The sequence below is a fragment of the Kingella sp. (in: b-proteobacteria) genome (assembly GCF_030527935.1).
GTDB lineage: Bacteria > Pseudomonadota > Gammaproteobacteria > Burkholderiales > Neisseriaceae > Kingella_B.
Genome location: NZ_JAUMZV010000019.1, coordinates 1 through 19,023, shown reverse-complemented (window position 1 = coordinate 19,023; position 19,023 = coordinate 1). Strand labels below are relative to the sequence as shown.

Genomic DNA, 19,023 nt, shown 5'->3' with positions numbered 1-19,023 from the left:
ATGTCGTCATTCCCGCGTAGGCGGGAATCTTATCCGATATTCATAAATGTATGAAAAAACAATCTACTGTGCGAATTTAACCAAGATTCCCGCCTACGCGGGAATGACGGGGAATTGACTATTTCCGGTTGCGTTTTAGGTTTTGCAAAAGTTTTAGCCTGAAAACACCATCGCCCATGATTCCATCCAGCTTTATCGACGACCTGCTCGCCAAAACCGACATCGTGGACATCATCGACCACTACGTCCCGCTGAAAAAAAGCGGCGCAAACTACATGGCGTGCTGCCCATTTCACAAAGAAAAATCCCCCAGCTTTTCCGTGAGCCCCAGCAAACAGTTCTACCACTGCTTCGGCTGCGGCGCGCACGGCTCTGCCATCGGCTTCATCATGGAACACCAAGGGTTGAGCTTCCGCGAAGCCGTGCAAAACCTTGCCGACCGCGTGGGCATGAGCGTGCCACACGACAGCAGCACACAGCCTGAAAACGCCGCCGAACGCGCCGCCCGCAAGCAACAGCAGCAAACGCTGGAATCTACCGTGCAAGCCGCCGCCACCTTTTACGCGCAACAACTGCCGCTTTCCGCCGCCGCCCAAGCCTATGCTGCCCAACGCGGCTTATCACCCGAAATCATCGCCCACTACGGCATCGGCTACGCCCCAGACGGCTGGACACTGCTCGCCCAAGTGTTCCAGCCCTATCCCAACGGCGAACTCATCGCCAGCGGCATGGTGATAGACCAAGACGGCAAGCAATACGACCGCTTCCGCCACCGCCTGATGTTCCCCATCCGCAACATTTCAGGCAGCATCATCGGCTTTGGCGGGCGCGTGTTAGACGAGAGCAAACCCAAATACCTAAACTCCCCCGACACCCCGCTGTTTGACAAAGGCAAAAACCTATACGGGCTATACGAAGCCCGACAAGCCATCAAAGACGCAGGGCGCATCCTTGTGGTGGAAGGCTACATGGACACCGTCGCCCTTGCCCAATACGGCATCGGATACGCCGTTGCCGCGCTGGGCACCGCCACCACCGCCGAACACATCAAAATCCTGTTTCGCCAAACCGACAACATCTATTTCTGCTTTGACGGCGACGCAGCAGGGCAAAAAGCCGCATGGCGCGCGCTAGAAAACGCCCTGCCCCAGCTCAAAGACGGCAAAAGCCTGCATTTTCTCTTCCTGCCCGCCGAACACGACCCCGACAGCTTCGTGCGCCAATTTGGCAAATCCCGCTTTGAAGAAGCCCTGCTGCACCAAAGCCGCCCGCTGTCGCAATACTTTTGGGACGCGCTCACCACCGATTTAGACCTAGCCAGCCAAGAAGGTAAAGCCGAGCTGGTCAAACGCGCCGCGCCGCATCTCGCCCAAATCAGCCAAGCCCCCACCCTTGCCTACCTGCTCAAACAAAATCTCAGCGAACAAACAGGCATAGACCCCACCAATCTCGCCTACCTAATGGGGCAAGCCGCGCCGCAACGCCACGTTACCGCCAAACGCTACGCCCTGCCGCGCGAAAGTTTCAGGCAGCCTGAAACCACCACCCTTGTGCAACGCCAAATCCGCACCCTGCTGCTCAACCCCCAATGGGCAGAACACGTCGCCATCCCCGACTACCTGCCCGCCCAAGGCGATTTCGCCTGCCTGCTCGCCCTAGCCCACAGCTACCGCAGCCACCCCAACATGACCGCCGCCCAAGCCATAGAACACTTCCGCGCCACCCCCTTCGCCGCCACCATAGACCACATCTTCCGCCACGCCCTGCAACACGAAGAAGAGCTAGAAGACAACAGCGCAGAAAAACAACAAGAGTTCCAAGACGGCATTGCCAAGCTCATCACCGAACTCAAAAACAACCAAATCGCCCAACTCAAACACCGCCTAATGCAGCCTGAAACCACCCCAGACGAACGCAAACGCCTATCCCTGCTGATAGCGCAACTGCTGGCGATTAAGTGATGGGCGGGGTTAGGCAGCCTGAAAATGCCAAACCACGTTTTCAGGCTGCCTCAACCACCCAAAAGCAGCCTGAAACCAAAAAAGACCGAATGAACTCAATCACTCGGTCTTTTTCAACGCGCCATCATCAACGATTTTGCGCTTTTTCTTTATATTGCAGCAACGCGCGGTCTAGTTTATCCGCCATATTGTCAATTGCCGCATACATATTGTCGTCATTTTCCAATGCTTCAATGTGAAAATCCTTGCCCGCCAAATGCACTTGCGCGGCGGCTTTGCTTTGCACTTTTTCCACCGAAAGCGTAATCGTTGCCGAAATCATGCCACCGGTGTGGCGCGCAATGCGTTCTAATTTCTCGGTTACCCGCGCTTTGATGGCTTCGGTAACATCAAAATTGAGACCAGTGATTTTCAGATTCATAATGCAACTCCTTATACAGAGTGGTTAGAAAAGGCAGCCTGAAAACGGGTTTCAGGTGCAAAGAAAACTATTCGCGGCGTTGTTGCACGGTGGGGATGCCCAGCTGCTCGCGGTATTTGGCAACGGTGCGCCGCGCGATGTTGATGCCTTGTTGTTGCAGCAGGCGATGCAAGGAGCAATCGCTGTGTGGCTTGGTTTTATCTTCATGTTCAACGATTTGCGCAATCACCGATTTGATAGCGTTGGCACTGATGGCGTGCCCTGTTTCGCTGTCGTTGATGGCGGCATTTTGACTGAAAAAATAGCGCAGCGCAAATAAACCTTGCGGGCAGGCAAGATACTTATTGCTCACCGCGCGGGATATGGTGGATTCCGCCAATTCCAGATGCTTGGCGCAATCTTTGAGCAGCATGGGCACTAGCCCAATTTCGCCAAAATAGAAAAAATCTTGCTGATGGGCAAGGATGTATTCGGCAACGCGCAGAATTGTGCTTTTGCGCTGTTGCAACATATCTATTTTTTGTTTTGCGTCGTTGATTTTTTCGCGCCAAACGGGGTCTAGGTTGGGTTCTTCTTGCAGGGCTTCGGTGATTTCGGCGTTGATTTTGATTTGTGGCAGCGATTCTTCGTTGCTGACGGCGTACCACTCGCCTTGCTCGTTTTTTTGCACGAATACATCGGGGCGAACGTATTGGGTGGGTTCTTCGCTGGCAAAGCCGTAGGATGGATAGGGGCGCAGGTTGGTGATGATTTCCAGTGCGTCGCGCAGGATGGTTTCGTTGTATCCGGGCAATAATTTGCTGAATCGGTTGAGATTTTTGGGCATGTTTTGGGTGATTTGGTCAAGATGGCGCGTGATGATTTGCGCGGCGCAACGGCGTGCGTCTGAAAGGGGGAGACGGTCTAGCTGATAAAGCAGCGATTGGGATAAATCGGGGGTGGCGATGCCTGCGGGGTCAAACGCGCGTAGGTGTTCCAGCGCGATTTCCATGTCGTCTTCTTCTAGCATCCATTCCAGCGGGGTGTGTTCAATGATTTCTTCTATGGATTCGGTGAGATAGCCTTTGTCGTCCAAAAAATCAATCAAAATATGCACGCGGGCGGCTTCGGATGGGGTGAGCGGGTGTTCGGTAACTTGTTTATGCAGATAGGCGTTAAGCGTTTCTTCTTGGGCAAGGTTTTCCCATGCGCTGCTGTCGTCATCATCTAAGCTGATGCCGCGTTTGGCGATTTCTACGGTGGTGTTGGGGGGTTCGTAGGTTTTTTCAGGCTGCTCTATGCGGTCTAGCAGGGGATTGTCGGCGAGCCAGTCTTCTACTTCGCGTTCAATTTCAATGCCCGACATTTGCAAAACGCGCAGCGATTGCTGCATATTTTGGCTAAGTTGCTGGGTTTGCCTGAGTTTGAGTTGGATGTTGGTGCTGCTCATAATTTTTGTTGTTAGTAATCAAAGTTTTCGCCTAGATACACGGCGCGGACTTGTTCGTTGTTTACCAATTCTTCGGGTTTGCCTGTGGCGAGCACGGTGCCATCGCTGATGATGTAGGCGCGGTCGCAAATGCGTAGGGTTTCGCGCACGTTGTGGTCGGTGATGAGCACGCCGATGCCGCGTTGTTTGAGAAATTCTATGATTTTTTGGATGTCTATCACGGCGATGGGGTCAACGCCGGCAAAGGGTTCATCCAGCAGGATAAAGCGCGGTTGCACCGCCAGCACGCGGGCGATTTCTACGCGGCGGCGTTCGCCCCCTGATAGCGCGGGCGCGGGGCTGTGGCGCAAGCGTTCTATGTTTAGGTCGGCGAGTAGCTTGTTAAGCTGGGTGTCAATTTGGTGTTTATCGCGCAGGCGGATTTCTAGGATGGCGCGGATGTTTTGTTCCACCGTCATTTTGCGGAAGATGGATGCTTCTTGTGGCAAATAGCCGATGCCTGCTTGGGCGCGTTGGTGGATGGGGCTGTGGCGCAGTTCTTCGCCGTTGAGCGTGATACTGCCTGCATCGGCGGCAATCAGCCCGACTATCATGTAGAAGCTGGTGGTTTTGCCTGCGCCGTTGGGGCCGAGCAAGCCGATGACTTCGCCGCTTTGGATGTCTAGCGAGAAGTTTTTGACCACTTGGCGTTTTTTGAAGGATTTTTGTAAACCTGATACGTGGAGATGGGCGGTTTGGGGCATGGCTTTGGCTCGGTTGTGGGGTTTTCTGGCTGCCTTTGGATGATAGGCGATGGCTAAGGCAGCCTGAAAGCATAGTTGGGAGAAATGATTTGGATGTGTCCTAAAAAGTATGCTGATTTTATTGCTGTTGATGACAAGGCGCATAGATTAGAAATTCTGCCATCTATTCCTTCTTCCGCTGGCGGGGGAGAGAACAGCAGTGCAGCATACTTTTTAGGGCATCATCAATGATTTCATGGTGCGCGGCAAAGCCACACACCCTACTGATTAAGGCAGCCTGAAAACGTATTTTGTGGCAATCGTTTTCGTTTCGCTTAACGCGCCTAACTCGTTTTCAGGCTGCCTATGCTTATTTCTTATCCGCTTTGGTAGTGGGCTGGATAACGATATGCACGCGCGGGTTGTTTTTGCTGCCTGTGGCGTTGCCGCCCAGCACGGTGTACACCTCGGTTTGCGTGTTGTAGCTGATGGCGTTGCCTGTGGCAACGTCGCCGCCACGGCGCACTTTGGCGTTGCCCACCAGTTTAACGGTGTGGTTGGCGGAGACGTATTCGGCTCTATCGCCCCAGCCTTCGGCAATGCCTTTGTTGTTGTCTAATTCTTGGCGGAAGTAAACGGGGTTGCCTTGCGCGTTCATGGTTTGGTTGCCGTTTGGGTCTTTCACCACGCGCACGGCGTTGGCGCGCATATTGAGCGTGCCTTGTGTGATGATGACGTTGCCTGTGAACACGGTTACTTGGTTTTTTTGGTCCAGCGAGCCTTGGTCGGCATCAATGGAAATGGGCTGCTGGCGGTCGCTTTCTAGCGCGTGGGCGTTCAGGCTGCCTAAGGCGAGCGCGGCGGCAAGAAGGGTTTTAAGGGCGTTTGATGTCATAGATTTGCGCTTTCACTTTGGATTTTAGGTTGAGCAAGCCGTTTTTGTTGTCGTAGGTTAAGCCTGTGGCTGTGCCGTGCGAGCGTCCGTATTCGTATTGCACGGGGGCATCGGTTTCGGCGATTTCGGTTTGGGTGTCCACGTTTAAATAATCGGTTACCACTTTGCCTGCGGGGCGTTCGGCATCGGGGGTTTTGGTGAGCACGACGTTTTGTTCAAAAAAGACTTTTTTGCTTTCAATTTCGTAGCGGGCGGTTTGGCTGGATACGGTGTATTGCTCGTTGTTTTCGCGGTAGGTTTTCAGCGTGGGCTGTTGAAAATACACGTTTTTTTGGTCGGGCAACTGCCATGCGAGCGGGGCGGTTAGGTCTTGATTCAGGCTGCCTGCGATGTCGTAGCGTTTGCCGTGGATTTGCGTCATGGTGTATTGCGGTTTGGCGGGGTCTAGCTTCACGGCTTCAATCACCACTTCGCTCACGCGCCCGAGCCACGCGGTTAAGCCGCCCAAAATCAGGGCGAGCGCAAGGGGGAAGATTAGGCTGCGAAATCGGCTCATTTGGTGTACTCAGCTAGGGCGGCGTTTAGGGTGTTTTGGGCGTGCATTATCAGGTCGGTTACTTCGCGCACCGCGCCAAAGCCGCCGCTTTTTTGGGTGATATACAGCGCGTGTTCTTTAACGAAATCGTGGGCGTTGGCAACGGCGATGGGGAAGCCGCAGCGGGTCATCACGGGCAGGTCTATCACGTCGTCGCCCATAAAGGCGCAATGGCGCGGTGGGATTTTGATTTGGGCGCAGAGTTGGGCAAAGGCTTGCTGTTTTTTTTCTACGCCGTGTAGGTAGTGGGTGATGCCCAGTTGGGCGGCGCGGTGGGCAACGGCGGGGTCGTTGCGGGCGGTGATGATGGCGGTTTGCACGCCTGTGCCGTGCAGCATTTTGATGCCGTGCCCGTCTAGTGTGTTGAATGCTTTGATGATTTCGCCGTTGCTGCCGATGAAGAGTTGTGCGCTGGTGAGCACGCCGTCTACGTCTAGAATCAGCAGTTTGATGTCGTGTAGGCGTTGTTGGCGTTCGGGGGAAAGGGGGGCAAACATGGTTGGGGGCAGCCTGAAAATGGGGGATGGGCTTATTCTAACAGATTGGGGCGCGAATAAGCATTTTTTATGCCAAACGTTGATGGGGAAAGGTAAAGTTTTTAGGCTGCTTTTAATGGGGTAGGCAGCCTGAAATTTTTGCCAAACCTGTAACCGATGGAGCGTCGGCGGCTCGCCGACATCTTGGTAAATCAGCCATGCGCTGTTTAATAAACCATTTGGCGACGAGCCGTCGCCGCTCCATTTTAGGTTTCAGGCTGCCATTGTGGTTTTGCAAAGGTTTCAGTCTGAAAACCAATCTATCCCGCAAAGCAAAACCGTTTGGCGTAATACCAAACGGTTTTGCTTTGCTGTTCTATTGTGTATCTTGTTTTCAGGCTGCCTTTGCGATGCTTAAAGGCAGCCTGAAATGTTTGCGCTACGGCAATGGAAAGAGTGGGTATGGCGGCGATACGCCATGTTCTGTTTCAGGCTGCATCAATGGTTGGGGCAATTTGCGTGGCAAAACCTAAACCAATCCGCTATTTGCGCTTTCAGGCTGCCTAATCATGCTCACAAGGCAGCCTGAAACGCATAAAACGAAGCAACCACGCGCCGCTGCGCTACGCAATCTCCATCGGCGCAAACGATTTGACCACGTCGTCCACGGCTTTCACGCGCGCAAGGAAGTCTTCCAACTGGGCGAGCGGCAGGGCGGATGCGCCGTCGCATTTGGCTTGGCTGGGGTTGGCGTGGCTTTCTAAAAACAAGCCTGCCAAGCCTGTTGCCATGCCGGCCAGCGCAAGGTCTAGCACTTGGCTGCGCCGTCCGCCTGATGCGGCTGCGCCGCTTTCGCGCTGTTGCAGCGAGTGGGTTACGTCAAAAATAATCGGTAGGTTGTGGCAGGTTTTTTTCATTACGCCAAAGCCGAGCATATCTACCACCAGATTGTCGTAGCCAAATTGTGCGCCGCGTTCGCATAGGATGACTTTATCGTTGCCTGCTTCGTGGAATTTTTCCACGATGTTTTTCATTTGGCTGGGGCTGAGAAATTGGGGTTTTTTGACGTTGATGACGCGCTCTGTTTTTGCCATGGCGGTTACCAAGTCGGTTTGGCGGGCGAGAAAGGCGGGCAGTTGCAAGATGTCGCATACTTCGGCAACGGGAGCGCATTGGTGCGGCTCGTGCACATCGGTGATGATGGGGCAGCCGAATTCTTGTTTGACTTTGGCGAAGATGCGCAGGCCTTCGTCTAGCCCTACGCCGCGATAGGAGTGGATGGACGAGCGGTTGGCTTTGTCAAACGATGCTTTGAAGATGAAGGGGATGCCGAGTTTTTGCGTTACTTGGATGTAGTGTTCGGCGGCGTGCAGCGTGCTGGTTAGGTCTTCTAGCACGTTGATGCCGCCAAAGAGTACAAACGGGGCTTGGTTGTTTAGGGTGATGTTGTGGTGGGAAAGCATGGGGTGTCCTTTGGGTTGGGTTTTGCGCTTGAAGCCGTTTTCAGGCTGCCTAATCGCTGTATGTGCCTGTTACGCTGGCGGTGGCGAGAATGTGCCCTTGCATGGCGTAGTGCAAATCGTTGTAGCGAAAGCCTTGCGGCAGGTTGAGCTGGGTGTCTAGCGCGTACACGGTTAAGTCGTAGCGATGCGGGCAGTTGGGCGGTGCCATGCCGCCGTATGCGCTGGCTTCGGCGATGCTTAATTCGCCTAACACGCTTGCCCACGAATTTGCGCCTTGCGTGTAGCCTTGCGCGGTGATGCTGTCGTTTTCGGGCACGCTGGTGGCGGTTAAATCGGCGATAAGCCAATGTATCCACACAAAGCCTGCGGCGGTAACTGCGTCTTTGTCGTCCAGCACCACGGCGTAGGATTGCGTGCCCGCGGGCGCATCGCTGATGCTAAATGGGATGGAGCGGCTGGGCATAATACCGTTGGGGCTGAAATCGCTGCCGCGTTTGCCAAAGCGGTCGTGGAATACGCCGTTTTCTATGGCGGGGGTATGAACTTGCATGGTGGGTCTCCTTGGGGCTGGGGTGGATGGGGGTTTCAACCTTGCGTGTTGCGCTTCGGTATAACCATTTAGCTCTGCATAAGTTCTCATAGCTAAATCAAAGATTTAGATGCTTACTTATACCCAAATCATAAGATTTGGACAAATGGATAAGGCTGCTTTTGGGGCTGCGATGGCGTAGGCAAATAGGCAGCCTGAAAAGTGGTGTAACCCTATCGCTTAAATTTTTATCCGTTTGACAACGTTTGCATAATGCCTGTGCTGTGTTTAACGGCGTTTCAGGCTGCCTTTGAGACTGCGCTACGGCATAGGCAATAGGCAGCCTGAAAAGCATCAAACCACTAGCCGCGAATTTTCGCCAGCGTTTGCGTGGTGGACGTTTGATGCAAAAACGGAATGGCATGCACGCTGCCGCCCCGCGCCAACGTTTGCGCCGCGCCCACAATGTTTTCAGGCTGCCAATCGCCGCCTTTCACCAACACATCGGGCTGAATGGCTTCAATCAGCGCGGCGGGCGTGTCGTCATCAAACCACGTTACCACGCTCACGCTTTCCAACGCCGCCACCACCGCAGCGCGGTTTGCCAGCGCATTGATGGGGCGGTCATCGCCCTTGCCCAGCCGCCGCACCGAAGCATCGGTGTTCAACGCCAACACCATGCTTGCGCCCAGCGCACGGGCTTGGGCAAGATAGGTAACGTGCCCGCGATGCAGAATGTCAAAGCAGCCGTTGGTAAACACCAGCGGGCGCGGCAGTTGCGCCAGCGCGGCGGCAAGCTGCTCGGGCGGGATAATTTTTTGCTCAAAGCTAGGCGGGGCGTAATCGGTCATGTTTTGTCCTTGGTAAAAAGGCGTATTTTAGCGGGAGAACGGGGTTTAGGCAGCCTGAAACCTTTGCAAAACCTAAAATAAAGCAAGAAATAGTTAATTCTCCGTCATTCCCGCGTTTATGCCCGAACGGGTACAGGTGGGAATCTTGGTTGGATTTATGCAATAAATTGTTTTTAAGGCGATTTTTGAATATTAAACCAGATTCCCGCCTTTACCCGTTCGGGCATAAACGCGGGAATGATGGCATTTCTTATTTTTCAGGCTGCCGCTGTGGAGGTGCAAAGGTTTCAGGCTGCCTTTGAGCGTTGCCAAAAGCAAAAACCCATTTTCATCCTGCCCAAACAAAACCGCGCTGCCATCCCAGCAACGCGGTTTCTGTGTTCACTATTTAATCGTTTCCACTTGCACCATCTCCGCAGGCGCAGTCACCGCTTCCACGCGCGGCACATCGCTGCGGCGCAAACGGGGTTCCATCTCGGGTTGCACGCGCTCGGCGGCGGCTTTCAGCGCGGCGGCATCGGTTTCCACAAACTGCAAGCCCGATGCGGCAACGATTTCGGCAAGATTAAACTGTGGCGCAGCGGGCGCAGTTTCCGCTGCTGGGGCGATGGCGGGCGCAGCCGTGTCGGCTTGCGTTTCGTCGCCCTGTTCGGCTTTCAGGCTGCCTTGTAACACCGCCGCTTGCGCCTGTTCCACTTGGGCAGTTGTTGCAACGGTTTCCACCGCCACTTCGGTTTTCAGGCTGCCTACTTCATCCGCAGATGCGTGGCTGGGCGGCACTTCGCCCGCTTCAATCGCCAAAACGTGCGCCACGGCATCGCGCACGCGCTGGGCAAGCGCGGCAACCGAATCAGGCGCAGGTGCAACGGTTACGCGCACGGCTTCGCCATCGTTTTGTTTTTGCGGACGGCGACGGCGTTTGTTTTCACGCGCGTTGTCGGGGCTTTCGCTGCGCCCATCATCGCCCAAGCGCACCACCACAGGTTTTTGCTTGCGGTTGCGGCTGGATTTTTTGCCGCTCTCTTTTTCAGGCTGCCCTTGTGCTTCGGCAACTTGGGCAACGTTGGCAACGCTGTTGTCTGCTGCTGCATCCGCCGCTTGGTTGGCGTTTGTTTGATTGCGGTTGCGCTGCTCGCCCTTGTTGCGGCTGTTGCGCGGTTCTTTTTCCGCTTTGGCAGCGTTTTCAGGCTGCATCAAGGTTTGCGCGGCGGCGTTTTCTGCGTTGGCATTGGCGTTGTTAGCATTATTGCGATTGCGCGAATTTTTGCGTTCGCCGTTGCTGCTGTCGCCCGCATTGCTGTTGTCGGCTTTTTCGGCGTTGTTTTCGCGGCGTTTATTGCGGCGGTTACTGCGTTTGTTGCTTGTGCCGCCGCTGCGTTCGTTGCGGCTGGATGATTTTTTCGCAGGCGCGGCAGGTTCGCTTGCGCCGCCGCCAAACAGTTTTTTCAGCCAGCCTTTAAAGCTCTCCCACCAAGATTGGCTGCTGCTTGCCACCACGGGCGGCGGCGAAGCGTGATGCACGCCTTTCACCGCAGGCTCGGGGCGCGTGGCTTTTTCGCCTTTTTTGTTGGCAAACGGCACGGTTTCGCTGCTTTCAGGCTGCGTTACGCGCTTGTAGCTGGGCGCGGCGTTGTCGTCCAAATCGTCCACGCGAATGCGCGAAATCTCGTAATGCGGGTTTTCTAAATGCGGATTGGGAATCAGGAACACCGACACATCCAGCCGCTCTTCCATGCCAAACAGCTCGGCGCGTTTTTCGTTGAGCAAAAACGTCGCCACATCAACAGGCACTTGCGCGTGCACTTCACCCGTGTTTTCTTTCATCGCCGCATCTTGAATCAGGCGCAAAACGTGTAGCGCAGTGGATTCAATGCTGCGAATCACGCCTGTGCCCGCGCAGCGTGGGCAAGCGATGTGGCTGGATTCTGCCAGCGCGGGTTGCAAGCGTTGGCGCGACAATTCCAGCAAGCCAAATTTGGACAATTTGCCCATTTGCACGCGGGCGCGGTCGCGTTTGAGCGCGTCTTTAAGCGTGTTTTCCACTTCGCGCTGGTGCTTCGCGTCTTCCATGTCAATGAAGTCAATCACCACCAAGCCGCCCAAGTCGCGCAGGCGCATTTGGCGGGCAACTTCTTCTGCCGCTTCCATGTTGGTGCGGAATGCGGTTTCTTCGATGTCTGCGCCGCGTGTGGAGCGGGCGGAGTTCACGTCCACCGACACCAAGGCTTCGGTGTGGTCAATCACAATCGCGCCGCCGCTGGGCAGCGTTACTTCGCGCGAGAACACGGTTTCAATTTGTTGCTCAATTTGCAAGCGCGAAAACAGCGGAATATGGTCGTCATACAGTTTCAGCCTGCCTAAATTATTGGGCATCACATAGCTCATGAATTCAGACACTTGCTCGTAAACTTCGGGGTTGTCCACCAAAATTTCGCCGACGTCAGGGCGGAAATAATCGCGGATGGCGCGAATCACCAGCGAGCTTTCCATAAACAGCAAATAAGGCTCGGGATGGGCGGCGGCGGCTTCTTCAATGGCGCGCCAAAGTTGCAATAAATAATTGAAATCCCAAGCCAATTCTTCGGCGGTGCGCCCAATGCCTGCGGTGCGGGCAATCAGGCTCATGCCGTGCGGCACGTCTAGCTGCGCCATCGCTTCTTTTAACTCGGCGCGCTCTTCGCCTTCAATGCGGCGCGATACGCCACCGCCACGCGGGTTGTTGGGCATCAACACCAGATAACGCCCTGCTAGGCTGATGTAGGTGGTCAGTGCCGCGCCTTTGTTGCCGCGCTCGTCTTTTTCCACTTGCACAATCACTTGCATGCCTTCTTTGAGCACGTCTTGAATGCGCACTTTGCCACCTTCGTAGTCTTGAAAATAGGCGCGGGAGACTTCTTTAAACGGCAAAAAGCCGTGTCTGTCCATGCCGTAATCCACAAAGCAGGCTTCCAGCGATGGCTCAATGCGGGTGATGGTGCCTGTGTAAATATTGCCTTTGCGTTGCTCTTTGCCGAGCGTTTCAATGTCTAGGTCAATCAGGGTTTGACCGTCCACAATCGCCACGCGCAATTCTTCTGCTTGGCGGGCGTTAAATAGCATTCTTTTCATTTTTTTCAGTACCTTATGAATGGGCACTTTGAGATAATCAGTTTTGAACCGCCCTGCCGCGTGCTGCCGTAAACAAAACGATACGGTGCGGCGTGTGGGCGTGAAGAGCGATATTAAAGAACTGGGATGGCGGCGCGGTTGAAATCGCGGGTAACGAGATTTTCAGGCTGCCTTGGGATGATTTGCTGCTGCTCGTGATGCCAACAATAGAAAAGCTTGGGTTTGCTGGGTTGGAGCGGGTGTTGATTTGTGTTGCAACAAATAGAAAATGGGTTAGCCGTCGTCTTCGGGCTTATGGCTTAGGGTTCAACTTGATTATTGGGTTTATTGGTTAGGCTGTTTGCCAATAAAGTGAAACGTCAAAGTGCGTTATTTTGTAAAATGGGCGGCTACGGCTTTGTATGCAATCAATTCAATTTTCAGGCTGCCGATGTGTTTGGTTTCATTCATCTTTTATTTCAAAGCCGTATGCGCTGAAAAGGGCGTTTTAGGCAGCCTGAAACCGCCCAAAACAAGTTTCGGATTATAGAGAAAATGGCATCGTTTAGCAAAGAAATAGTCAATCATATCCGCATCGCCGAGCATGAAGCGGGGCAACGCCTTGATAACTATTTGATTAAAATTTTAAAAGGCATTCCCAAGAGCCATATTCAGCGCATTATTCGCGCGGGCGAAGTGCGCGTAAACAAACGCCGCGCCAAGCCCGATTATCGCGTGGCAGATGGCGACCATATTCGCATTCCGCCGATTCGCGTGGCGGAAAAAAGCGTTTCAGGCAGCCTGAAAACTGCGCCGCCGCGCGAATTTGAAATTATTTTTGAAGACGATGCGCTGTTGGTCATCAACAAGCCCAGCAGCATCGCGGTGCATGGCGGCAGCGGCGTGAGCTTTGGCGTGATTGAGCAGCTGCGCCAATCGCGCCCCGAAGCGAAATATTTGGAGCTGGTGCATCGGCTGGACAAGGACACCAGCGGCTTGCTGATGATTGCGAAAAAGCGCAGCGCGTTGGTGAAGCTGCATGAGATGCTGCGCAACGACCACCCGAAAAAGGTTTACCTTGCGCTGGGCGTGGGCGCGTGGCAGCCTGAAAACCGCCATGTGCGGCTGCCGCTGGTAAAATACACGGGCGCGGCTGGCGAGAAGATGGTGCGCGTGGGCGATGAGGGGCAGTCGGCGCACACGATTTTTCGCCTGCTGGACACGTTTTCAGGCTGCCTAACGCATTCGGTGGGCATTTCGGCGTTGAGCCTTGTGGAAGCGACGCTGAAAACGGGGCGCACGCATCAAATTCGCGTGCATATGCAGGCGAGCGGCTGCCCGATTGCGGGCGATGAACGCTATGGCGATTATCAGGCGAACAAGCGGCTGCAAAAGCTGGGCTTGAAGCGAATGTTTTTGCACGCGCATCGGCTGGTGTTGGCGCATCCGTTGTCGGGGGAAATGATGGATTTAGTGGCGGGGTTGCCTGCAGAGTTGGGGGCGTTTTTGGCGCGGTTGGAAGCGGGGGAATAGGCAGCCTGAAAACACAAAACCCAACTTTCAGGCTGTCTTTGGATGCCTGGCTGAAATGTGATTTAGCTCAATGGCGGCTGTATGCCGTTTAATTTTGAATTTGGAGAGACAATGATGTTTGATTTACGCAAGATTTTTAAACTGTTGAATGGGGTGTTGGCGGCGTTGGTTTTGGCTGTGGCTATGCCCGCGGGGCGGATAATGCTACTCAGCTTCAACAGGCGGTAACAGCTTATCAATCAGGTGATTACGCCCAAGCCTTTAAATTATTGCAGCCGCTGGCACAACAAGGCGATGCTCTGGCGCAAAACAATTTGGGCTTTATGTATCAAAATGGTTTTGGCGTAGCGCAAAATTATCAACAAGCCAAAGCATGGTATCAAAAAGTGCTGGCGCAGCCTGATACGCCAGAGAATGCCGAAGCCAAGGCAAAAGCCCGCAAGAGTTTGCAAGAATTAAAAAACAAAGGTGTTCGCTAACCGCTTTTCCATTTAGGCAGCCTGAAAACCCAAAAAATGGTTTTCAGGCTGCCTTATGCGTAACCACCTACAACACCGCTCCCATTTGCCACTATAATCCGCCCTTTTATTTTCAGGCTGAAACCTTTGCAAAACCTAAAAACGCCACAAGAAATAGTCAATTCTCCGTCATTTCCGCGTAGGCGGGAATCTTGGTTAAATTTACACAATAGCTTGTTTCTACACAGATTTTTGAATATCAAACAAGATTCCCGCCTACGCGGGAATGACGGCATTTCTTATTTTTCAGGCTGCTGTTAGGGGCTTTGCAAAGGTTTCAGGCTGCCTAATGCCTAAAACACCCCAATCAACAAGGATTTCCCATGACACCCCACCCCTATCCCGCCGCAATCGCCGCGCGTATCAACGAAAGTGCAGCCACGCCGCTTCTGCCCAGCGCGCAGTTTTACCACACCGCCAATGGTTATTGGATTGCATGGCAGCCTGAAATCGCTGCCGTGTTGCCTCCCGATTTGCCTGCCGATGAGCCTTGCGATTGGGTGGAAGGCGCGGAAAGTTTGGTGGAATTGGTTAGCCTGATTGAAAGCGGCGATTATGAAGCCTTGCTGGCGGATGATACCGCCAATGCCGATGCCCCCCCCACGCGCATGGCTGCGGTTGCGGCTGTGCGCACGATTAAGGCAGCCTGAAAATGAATATGAATTTGTGGTTATTGGTGCGGCAGGCGGGCACGGCGGCAATTTTGCGTTTTCGCCCTGCGCGGTTTTATGCGTATGGGTTGCCTGTGTTTGTATTGGTGTGGGCAGCGGTGGGCGTGGTGAACGCGGTGGCATTGAAGCCGTTTTTGGGCGCGAGCGATGCGGCGATTGCTTTTGGTTTTTTGACGGCGGTTACGCGCTTTTTGGTGCTGACGCGCGTGTTTTGGGATATGTTGCGGGCGAGCGATGGCGAGCGTGTGCCGTTTTGGGGCTATGTGTTGGCAACCGAAGCCTTGGTAATTCCCACGCTGTTTGCGCTGCCCTACCCTGAAACGCGCTCGTGGGTGGGCTTGTGGAACACTTGGTGTTTTTGGGCGCAGTTTGCGGGCGCGGTGGCGATAAGCGGGCAGCGTCCTTTGCGCGTGGCGGGGGCTTATTTGGTGTATTGGCTGGTTTCTTCGCTGCTGCTGTTTGTGTTTTTGTTGATGTTTGTATCCAGCGGCTGGCTGGATGCGCAAGAGCTGAATACCAATGCGTTGAAGCTGCTGGAAGCAATTCAGGCGCGGCAATAGACAGCCTGAAACGTGTGCACGCCCCAAAGGCAGCCTGAAAAACAAAACCATTTTGTCTTGCGGCAAATGGTTTTTTTGTTGGGGGATTGGAGTAGGCTGTTTTTAGGGTTTTGCAAAGGTTTCAGGCTGCCTAATCTCATCGCATTGGGTTGATGCTACTGCCTATTCCCCTACGTCCAGCCGAACGAAGCATCCTTTTTTCGGGAAAAAGCGTGCGCTTGTTCGACGGCGCACGAAGTGCGGCTAGTTCGCACGCGCCGAAAGGATGCGCAGTGAGGGAAGTTTGGCGCAGCCAAACCTGCACGTCGGGGTCGCCTTTCTTTTGCTTTGAACCTGTATTCATTGTCCGCGCCGCGATAAGGCGCAAAGGCTCATCCATCAGCAACATTAACCGAAGCACAAGCAATGTCCTTTGAATTTTGCTAAATCTCGTTTTCAGGCTGCCTTGGTTTGTTCGCCAACAGCTCATCCCACACATTCAATCCACAAATCCATATAAAACAAATAAGACAATTTGTCCAAAAATAATAATCACAATCCAACAATTTCAATTTAATAGTTGAAATAACTATCCAAAAAGTCTAAAATACACTCCGTTTTATCATTTCAACCATTCAAGAAAGACACAAACCATGACCCCGCAAACCCTATACGACAAACTTTGGAACAGCCACGTTGTGCGCGAAGAAGAAGACGGCACAGTGCTGCTGTATATTGACCGCCATCTGGTGCACGAAGTAACCAGCCCGCAAGCCTTTGAAGGCTTGAAAATGGCGAACCGCAAGCTGTGGCGCATAGACAGCGTGGTGTCCACCGCAGACCACAACACGCCCACTGGCGATTGGGATCAGGGCATTCAAGACCCGATTTCCAAGCTGCAAGTGGACACTTTGGACAAAAACATCAAAGAATTTGGCGCGCTGGCCTATTTTCCGTTTATGGACAAAGGGCAAGGCATTGTGCATGTGATGGGACCCGAGCAAGGCGCAACGCTGCCGGGAATGACCGTGGTCTGCGGCGATTCGCACACCAGCACGCACGGTGCGTTTGGCGCATTGGCGCACGGCATTGGCACAAGCGAAGTGGAACACACGATGGCAACGCAATGCATTACCGCCAAAAAGTCCAAATCCATGCTGATTGAAGTTTCAGGCAGCCTGAAAACGGGTGTAACCGCCAAAGACGTGGCGTTGTATATTATTGGACAAATTGGCACAGCAGGCGGCACGGGCTACGCGATTGAATTTGGCGGCGAAGCCATCCGCAGCCTGAGCATGGAAGGGCGCATGACGCTGTGCAACATGGCGATTGAAGCGGGCGCGCGCAGCGGCATGGTGGCGGTGGACGACACCACGATTGATTATGTGAAAGACCGCCCCTTCGCCCCCAAAGGCGCGGATTGGGACAAAGCCGTCGCCTATTGGAAAACCTTGGTATCAGACGAAGGCGCAGCGTTTGACAAGGTTTACCGTTTTCAGGCTGCCGATATTGAGCCGCAAATCACATGGGGCACATCGCCCGAAATGGTGTTGGACGTGAACGGCAAAGTGCCCAACCCCGCCGATGAAGCCGACGCAGTCAAACGCAGCGGCATGGAACGCGCCCTAGAATACATGGGCTTAACCGCAGGCACGCCGCTCACCGAAATCCCCGTGGACATTGTGTTCATCGGCTCATGCACCAACAGTCGCATTGAAGATTTGCGCGAAGCCGCCGCCATCGCCAAAGGGCGCAAAAAAGCCGACAACGTGCAGCGCGTGTTAATCGTGCCAGGGTCGGGCTTGGTGAAACGCCAAGCCGAAGCCGAAGGCTTGGACAAAATTTTTATGGACGCGGGCTTTGAATGGCGCGAACCGGGGTGCTCCATGTGTCTCGCCATGAATGCCGACCGCTTGCAGCCGCAACAACGCTGCGCATCCACATCCAACCGCAATTTTGAAGGGCGACAAGGCAACGGCGGGCGCACGCATTTGGTCAGCCCCGCGATGGCGGCAGCGGCAGCGGTGGCGGGGCATTTTGTGGACGTGCGCACAATGTGATGAATGGTTTTGGCTGCGCTGAATGCCGTTTCAGGCTGCCTAGTGGTTTCAACTTCGCAGAAACGCGCTTTACTCGTTTTCAGGCTGCCTATTCTTGCCAACAGCAAAACGCAAAACAGCCTTGCGCCACATCCAAGGCAGCCTGAAACGAAGTTCAACGCTGCTCAAAACCATCCCCAATCCTTTGTTGCGCCGCCCCACTCCACCACTCCTGTCTCATTTTCGCTGCGCAATCCCGCACTTTGCCCGTTTTCAGGCTGCCTTGTCCCGCAAAAGCGCGCCATCGCATAAAATATCGGCTCACGCAGTTCCCCTTTTCCCAACCCACTCAAACAGGAGACCCCCATGCTGTTAAGCAACCTAGAAACCATCCCCAACCGCCGCATCGTGAAACATTTAGGCTTGGTGCAAGGCTCAACCGTCCGCGCCAAACACGTTGGGCGCGACTTTATGGCAGGGCCGAAAAACCTTGTTGGCGGCGAGCTCAAAGGCTATACCGAGCTGCTCAACGAATCGCGCGACCAAGCCCTAGACCGCATGATGGAGCAAGCCCGCCAAGCAGGTGCCAACGCCGTGTTGAACGTGCGCTTTTCCGCATCGTCCGTTGCCGCAGGCGCAGCCGAAATCTTCTCCTACGGCACAGCAGTCGTGCTGGAATAGGAGCGCGACATGGATGTTTTAATCGGTCTTATATTCACCGCCATCCTGCTTATCATCGCCTTTTTTGTTGGCAACCGTAACGAAAAAAAGCACTACGCCAGCATTCTTGAACGCGAAGAAGCGTTGCACAACATCATGTTGGTGCCGCTCAAACGCCCGCCCGAAAACTTTGTTACGCAAGAACTGGTGCGCGGCAGCGTGGTGATTTCCAGCAATTATTTCACCCGCATGCTGGCAGGCTTTCGCAACTTTTTCGGCGGCAACATCCGCAGCTACGAAACGCTGCTAGACCGCGCCCGCCGCGAAGCCATCCTGCGCATGAAAGCCGAAGCCGAAGCCATCGGCGCAGACATCGTGTTCAATATGAAATTTGACACCGTGTCGCTGGACAACATACACGCGCGCCAGCAGGGCGGCACAGTCGGCACGGTGGAAGTGCTGGCTTACGGCACGGCAGGTAAGATGAAGCGGTAAGGCAAGACGCGCATCGTGTATAAATAGGCAGCCTTGCCCCTTTGCCCAAATCTTTGATTTGGGTATAAGTGAAGCATATAAATCTTGGGGCTGTCCTAGATAACTAGGATAAATTACTTCTTACCAATTGTTTTAAAAT

23 protein-coding genes are annotated in these 19,023 nt (G+C 54.0%); 11 read left to right on the top strand and 12 right to left on the bottom strand.

The window, feature by feature from the left end; translation table 11 throughout:
* Window positions 1-176: 176 nt before the first annotated feature.
* On the top strand, window positions 177-1,961 hold the full coding sequence (gene dnaG, locus Q4A85_RS07465; protein ID WP_303109066.1) for a DNA primase: 1,785 nt from the start codon (window positions 177-179) through the stop codon (window positions 1,959-1,961).
* Between the two features lie 127 nt (window positions 1,962-2,088).
* On the opposite strand, the gene raiA is transcribed toward dnaG, so the two are convergent.
* The 3 genes from raiA to lptB form a co-directional block, all read right to left on the bottom strand.
* Window positions 2,089-2,382, bottom strand: a complete 294-nt coding sequence (raiA, locus tag Q4A85_RS07460) for a ribosome-associated translation inhibitor RaiA (RefSeq protein ID WP_303109063.1) — start codon at window positions 2,380-2,382, stop codon at window positions 2,089-2,091.
* Between the two features lie 67 nt (window positions 2,383-2,449).
* Window positions 2,450-3,811, bottom strand: a complete 1,362-nt coding sequence (gene rpoN / locus Q4A85_RS07455) for an RNA polymerase factor sigma-54 (protein WP_303109061.1) — start codon at window positions 3,809-3,811, stop codon at window positions 2,450-2,452.
* Between the two features lie 11 nt (window positions 3,812-3,822).
* Window positions 3,823-4,554, bottom strand: coding sequence for an LPS export ABC transporter ATP-binding protein (gene lptB, locus Q4A85_RS07450; RefSeq protein WP_303109059.1), 732 nt, complete (start codon window positions 4,552-4,554; stop codon window positions 3,823-3,825).
* Between the two features lie 75 nt (window positions 4,555-4,629).
* Between lptB and Q4A85_RS07445 the strand changes: the two genes are divergently transcribed.
* On the top strand, window positions 4,630-4,785 hold the full coding sequence (locus Q4A85_RS07445; protein WP_303109057.1) for a hypothetical protein: 156 nt from the start codon (window positions 4,630-4,632) through the stop codon (window positions 4,783-4,785).
* A 118-nt stretch (window positions 4,786-4,903) separates the two neighbouring features.
* On the opposite strand, the gene lptA is transcribed toward Q4A85_RS07445, so the two are convergent.
* From lptA to Q4A85_RS07425, 4 genes are all read right to left on the bottom strand, one after another.
* Window positions 4,904-5,428 carry a lipopolysaccharide transport periplasmic protein LptA gene (lptA, locus tag Q4A85_RS07440; RefSeq protein ID WP_303109055.1) on the bottom strand — a complete coding sequence of 175 codons (525 nt, stop codon included), beginning with the start codon at window positions 5,426-5,428 and terminating at the stop codon, window positions 4,904-4,906.
* Window positions 5,409-5,984 (bottom strand): LPS export ABC transporter periplasmic protein LptC, encoded by a 576-nt coding sequence (lptC, locus tag Q4A85_RS07435; RefSeq protein WP_303109054.1) that lies wholly within the window; start codon window positions 5,982-5,984, stop codon window positions 5,409-5,411. The genes lptA and lptC overlap by 20 nt, the downstream gene beginning before the upstream one ends.
* The gene (locus Q4A85_RS07430) at window positions 5,981-6,520 is read right to left on the bottom strand and encodes an HAD family hydrolase (RefSeq protein ID WP_303109052.1); all 540 of its coding nucleotides are present in this window, start codon (window positions 6,518-6,520) and stop codon (window positions 5,981-5,983) included. The genes lptC and Q4A85_RS07430 overlap by 4 nt, the downstream gene beginning before the upstream one ends.
* Before the next feature lie 112 nt (window positions 6,521-6,632).
* Complete coding sequence (locus Q4A85_RS07425; RefSeq protein ID WP_303109050.1) at window positions 6,633-6,797, bottom strand: hypothetical protein; 165 nt, start codon at window positions 6,795-6,797, stop codon at window positions 6,633-6,635.
* Window positions 6,798-6,929: 132 nt separating this feature from the next.
* Between Q4A85_RS07425 and Q4A85_RS07420 the strand changes: the two genes are divergently transcribed.
* A complete protein-coding gene (locus Q4A85_RS07420; protein WP_303109048.1) occupies window positions 6,930-7,088 on the top strand; it encodes a hypothetical protein in 159 nt (52 codons plus the stop codon).
* Window positions 7,089-7,122: 34 nt separating this feature from the next.
* On the opposite strand, the gene kdsA is transcribed toward Q4A85_RS07420, so the two are convergent.
* The 4 genes from kdsA to Q4A85_RS07400 form a co-directional block, all read right to left on the bottom strand.
* On the bottom strand, window positions 7,123-7,962 hold the full coding sequence (gene kdsA / locus Q4A85_RS07415) for a 3-deoxy-8-phosphooctulonate synthase (protein ID WP_303109046.1): 840 nt from the start codon (window positions 7,960-7,962) through the stop codon (window positions 7,123-7,125).
* A 49-nt stretch (window positions 7,963-8,011) separates the two neighbouring features.
* Entirely contained in the window at window positions 8,012-8,512 is a 501-nt protein-coding gene (locus tag Q4A85_RS07410) for a YbhB/YbcL family Raf kinase inhibitor-like protein (RefSeq protein WP_303109044.1), read from the bottom strand.
* 341 nt (window positions 8,513-8,853) lie between these two features.
* Window positions 8,854-9,342, bottom strand: a complete 489-nt coding sequence (locus Q4A85_RS07405) for an adenylyltransferase/cytidyltransferase family protein (RefSeq protein ID WP_303109042.1) — start codon at window positions 9,340-9,342, stop codon at window positions 8,854-8,856.
* A gap of 384 nt (window positions 9,343-9,726) precedes the next feature.
* Window positions 9,727-12,450: an Rne/Rng family ribonuclease gene (locus Q4A85_RS07400; protein WP_303109040.1), complete on the bottom strand. Its 2,724-nt coding sequence runs from the start codon at window positions 12,448-12,450 to the stop codon at window positions 9,727-9,729.
* 534 nt (window positions 12,451-12,984) lie between these two features.
* On the opposite strand from Q4A85_RS07400, the gene Q4A85_RS07395 reads away from it, so the two are divergent.
* From Q4A85_RS07395 to Q4A85_RS07380, 4 genes are all read left to right on the top strand, one after another.
* Window positions 12,985-13,962: an RluA family pseudouridine synthase gene (locus Q4A85_RS07395; RefSeq protein ID WP_303109038.1), complete on the top strand. Its 978-nt coding sequence runs from the start codon at window positions 12,985-12,987 to the stop codon at window positions 13,960-13,962.
* Between the two features lie 269 nt (window positions 13,963-14,231).
* On the top strand, window positions 14,232-14,441 hold the full coding sequence (locus Q4A85_RS07390; protein WP_303109036.1) for an SEL1-like repeat protein: 210 nt from the start codon (window positions 14,232-14,234) through the stop codon (window positions 14,439-14,441).
* A gap of 362 nt (window positions 14,442-14,803) precedes the next feature.
* Window positions 14,804-15,130, top strand: a complete 327-nt coding sequence (locus Q4A85_RS07385; protein WP_303109034.1) for a hypothetical protein — start codon at window positions 14,804-14,806, stop codon at window positions 15,128-15,130.
* Window positions 15,131-15,132: 2 nt separating this feature from the next.
* On the top strand, window positions 15,133-15,711 hold the full coding sequence (locus Q4A85_RS07380; protein ID WP_303109032.1) for a hypothetical protein: 579 nt from the start codon (window positions 15,133-15,135) through the stop codon (window positions 15,709-15,711).
* Here the strand turns inward: Q4A85_RS07380 and Q4A85_RS07375 are convergent.
* Complete coding sequence (locus tag Q4A85_RS07375; protein ID WP_303109031.1) at window positions 15,696-15,851, bottom strand: hypothetical protein; 156 nt, start codon at window positions 15,849-15,851, stop codon at window positions 15,696-15,698. The genes Q4A85_RS07380 and Q4A85_RS07375 overlap by 16 nt on opposite strands.
* Window positions 15,852-16,343: 492 nt before the next feature.
* Between Q4A85_RS07375 and leuC the strand changes: the two genes are divergently transcribed.
* The 4 genes from leuC to Q4A85_RS07355 are packed head-to-tail and all read left to right on the top strand — an operon-like array spanning window position 16,344 to window position 18,884.
* A complete protein-coding gene (gene leuC / locus Q4A85_RS07370; RefSeq protein WP_303109030.1) occupies window positions 16,344-17,750 on the top strand; it encodes a 3-isopropylmalate dehydratase large subunit in 1,407 nt (468 codons plus the stop codon).
* 9 nt (window positions 17,751-17,759) lie between these two features.
* Window positions 17,760-18,041 carry a hypothetical protein gene (locus tag Q4A85_RS07365; protein WP_303109029.1) on the top strand — a complete coding sequence of 94 codons (282 nt, stop codon included), beginning with the start codon at window positions 17,760-17,762 and terminating at the stop codon, window positions 18,039-18,041.
* A gap of 54 nt (window positions 18,042-18,095) precedes the next feature.
* On the top strand, window positions 18,096-18,410 hold the full coding sequence (locus Q4A85_RS07360) for a YbjQ family protein (protein WP_303109027.1): 315 nt from the start codon (window positions 18,096-18,098) through the stop codon (window positions 18,408-18,410).
* Between the two features lie 9 nt (window positions 18,411-18,419).
* Window positions 18,420-18,884 carry a YbjQ family protein gene (locus Q4A85_RS07355; RefSeq protein WP_303109025.1) on the top strand — a complete coding sequence of 155 codons (465 nt, stop codon included), beginning with the start codon at window positions 18,420-18,422 and terminating at the stop codon, window positions 18,882-18,884.
* The last annotated feature ends 139 nt before the right edge of the window (window positions 18,885-19,023 follow it).

Coding starts and splice junctions, on each gene's coding strand:
- dnaG (WP_303109066.1), top strand. CDS start 177: ATGATTCCATCCAGCTTTATCGACGACCTGCTCGCCAAAACCGACATC.
- raiA (WP_303109063.1), bottom strand. CDS start 2,382: ATGAATCTGAAAATCACTGGTCTCAATTTTGATGTTACCGAAGCCATC.
- rpoN (WP_303109061.1), bottom strand. CDS start 3,811: ATGAGCAGCACCAACATCCAACTCAAACTCAGGCAAACCCAGCAACTT.
- lptB (WP_303109059.1), bottom strand. CDS start 4,554: ATGCCCCAAACCGCCCATCTCCACGTATCAGGTTTACAAAAATCCTTC.
- lptA (WP_303109055.1), bottom strand. CDS start 5,428: ATGACATCAAACGCCCTTAAAACCCTTCTTGCCGCCGCGCTCGCCTTA.
- lptC (WP_303109054.1), bottom strand. CDS start 5,984: ATGAGCCGATTTCGCAGCCTAATCTTCCCCCTTGCGCTCGCCCTGATT.
- Q4A85_RS07430 (WP_303109052.1), bottom strand. CDS start 6,520: ATGTTTGCCCCCCTTTCCCCCGAACGCCAACAACGCCTACACGACATC.
- Q4A85_RS07420 (WP_303109048.1), top strand. CDS start 6,930: ATGTTTGCGCTACGGCAATGGAAAGAGTGGGTATGGCGGCGATACGCC.
- kdsA (WP_303109046.1), bottom strand. CDS start 7,962: ATGCTTTCCCACCACAACATCACCCTAAACAACCAAGCCCCGTTTGTA.
- Q4A85_RS07410 (WP_303109044.1), bottom strand. CDS start 8,512: ATGCAAGTTCATACCCCCGCCATAGAAAACGGCGTATTCCACGACCGC.
- Q4A85_RS07405 (WP_303109042.1), bottom strand. CDS start 9,342: ATGACCGATTACGCCCCGCCTAGCTTTGAGCAAAAAATTATCCCGCCC.
- Q4A85_RS07400 (WP_303109040.1), bottom strand. CDS start 12,450: ATGAAAAGAATGCTATTTAACGCCCGCCAAGCAGAAGAATTGCGCGTG.
- Q4A85_RS07395 (WP_303109038.1), top strand. CDS start 12,985: ATGGCATCGTTTAGCAAAGAAATAGTCAATCATATCCGCATCGCCGAG.
- Q4A85_RS07385 (WP_303109034.1), top strand. CDS start 14,804: ATGACACCCCACCCCTATCCCGCCGCAATCGCCGCGCGTATCAACGAA.
- Q4A85_RS07380 (WP_303109032.1), top strand. CDS start 15,133: ATGAATATGAATTTGTGGTTATTGGTGCGGCAGGCGGGCACGGCGGCA.
- Q4A85_RS07375 (WP_303109031.1), bottom strand. CDS start 15,851: ATGAGATTAGGCAGCCTGAAACCTTTGCAAAACCCTAAAAACAGCCTA.
- leuC (WP_303109030.1), top strand. CDS start 16,344: ATGACCCCGCAAACCCTATACGACAAACTTTGGAACAGCCACGTTGTG.
- Q4A85_RS07360 (WP_303109027.1), top strand. CDS start 18,096: ATGCTGTTAAGCAACCTAGAAACCATCCCCAACCGCCGCATCGTGAAA.
- Q4A85_RS07355 (WP_303109025.1), top strand. CDS start 18,420: ATGGATGTTTTAATCGGTCTTATATTCACCGCCATCCTGCTTATCATC.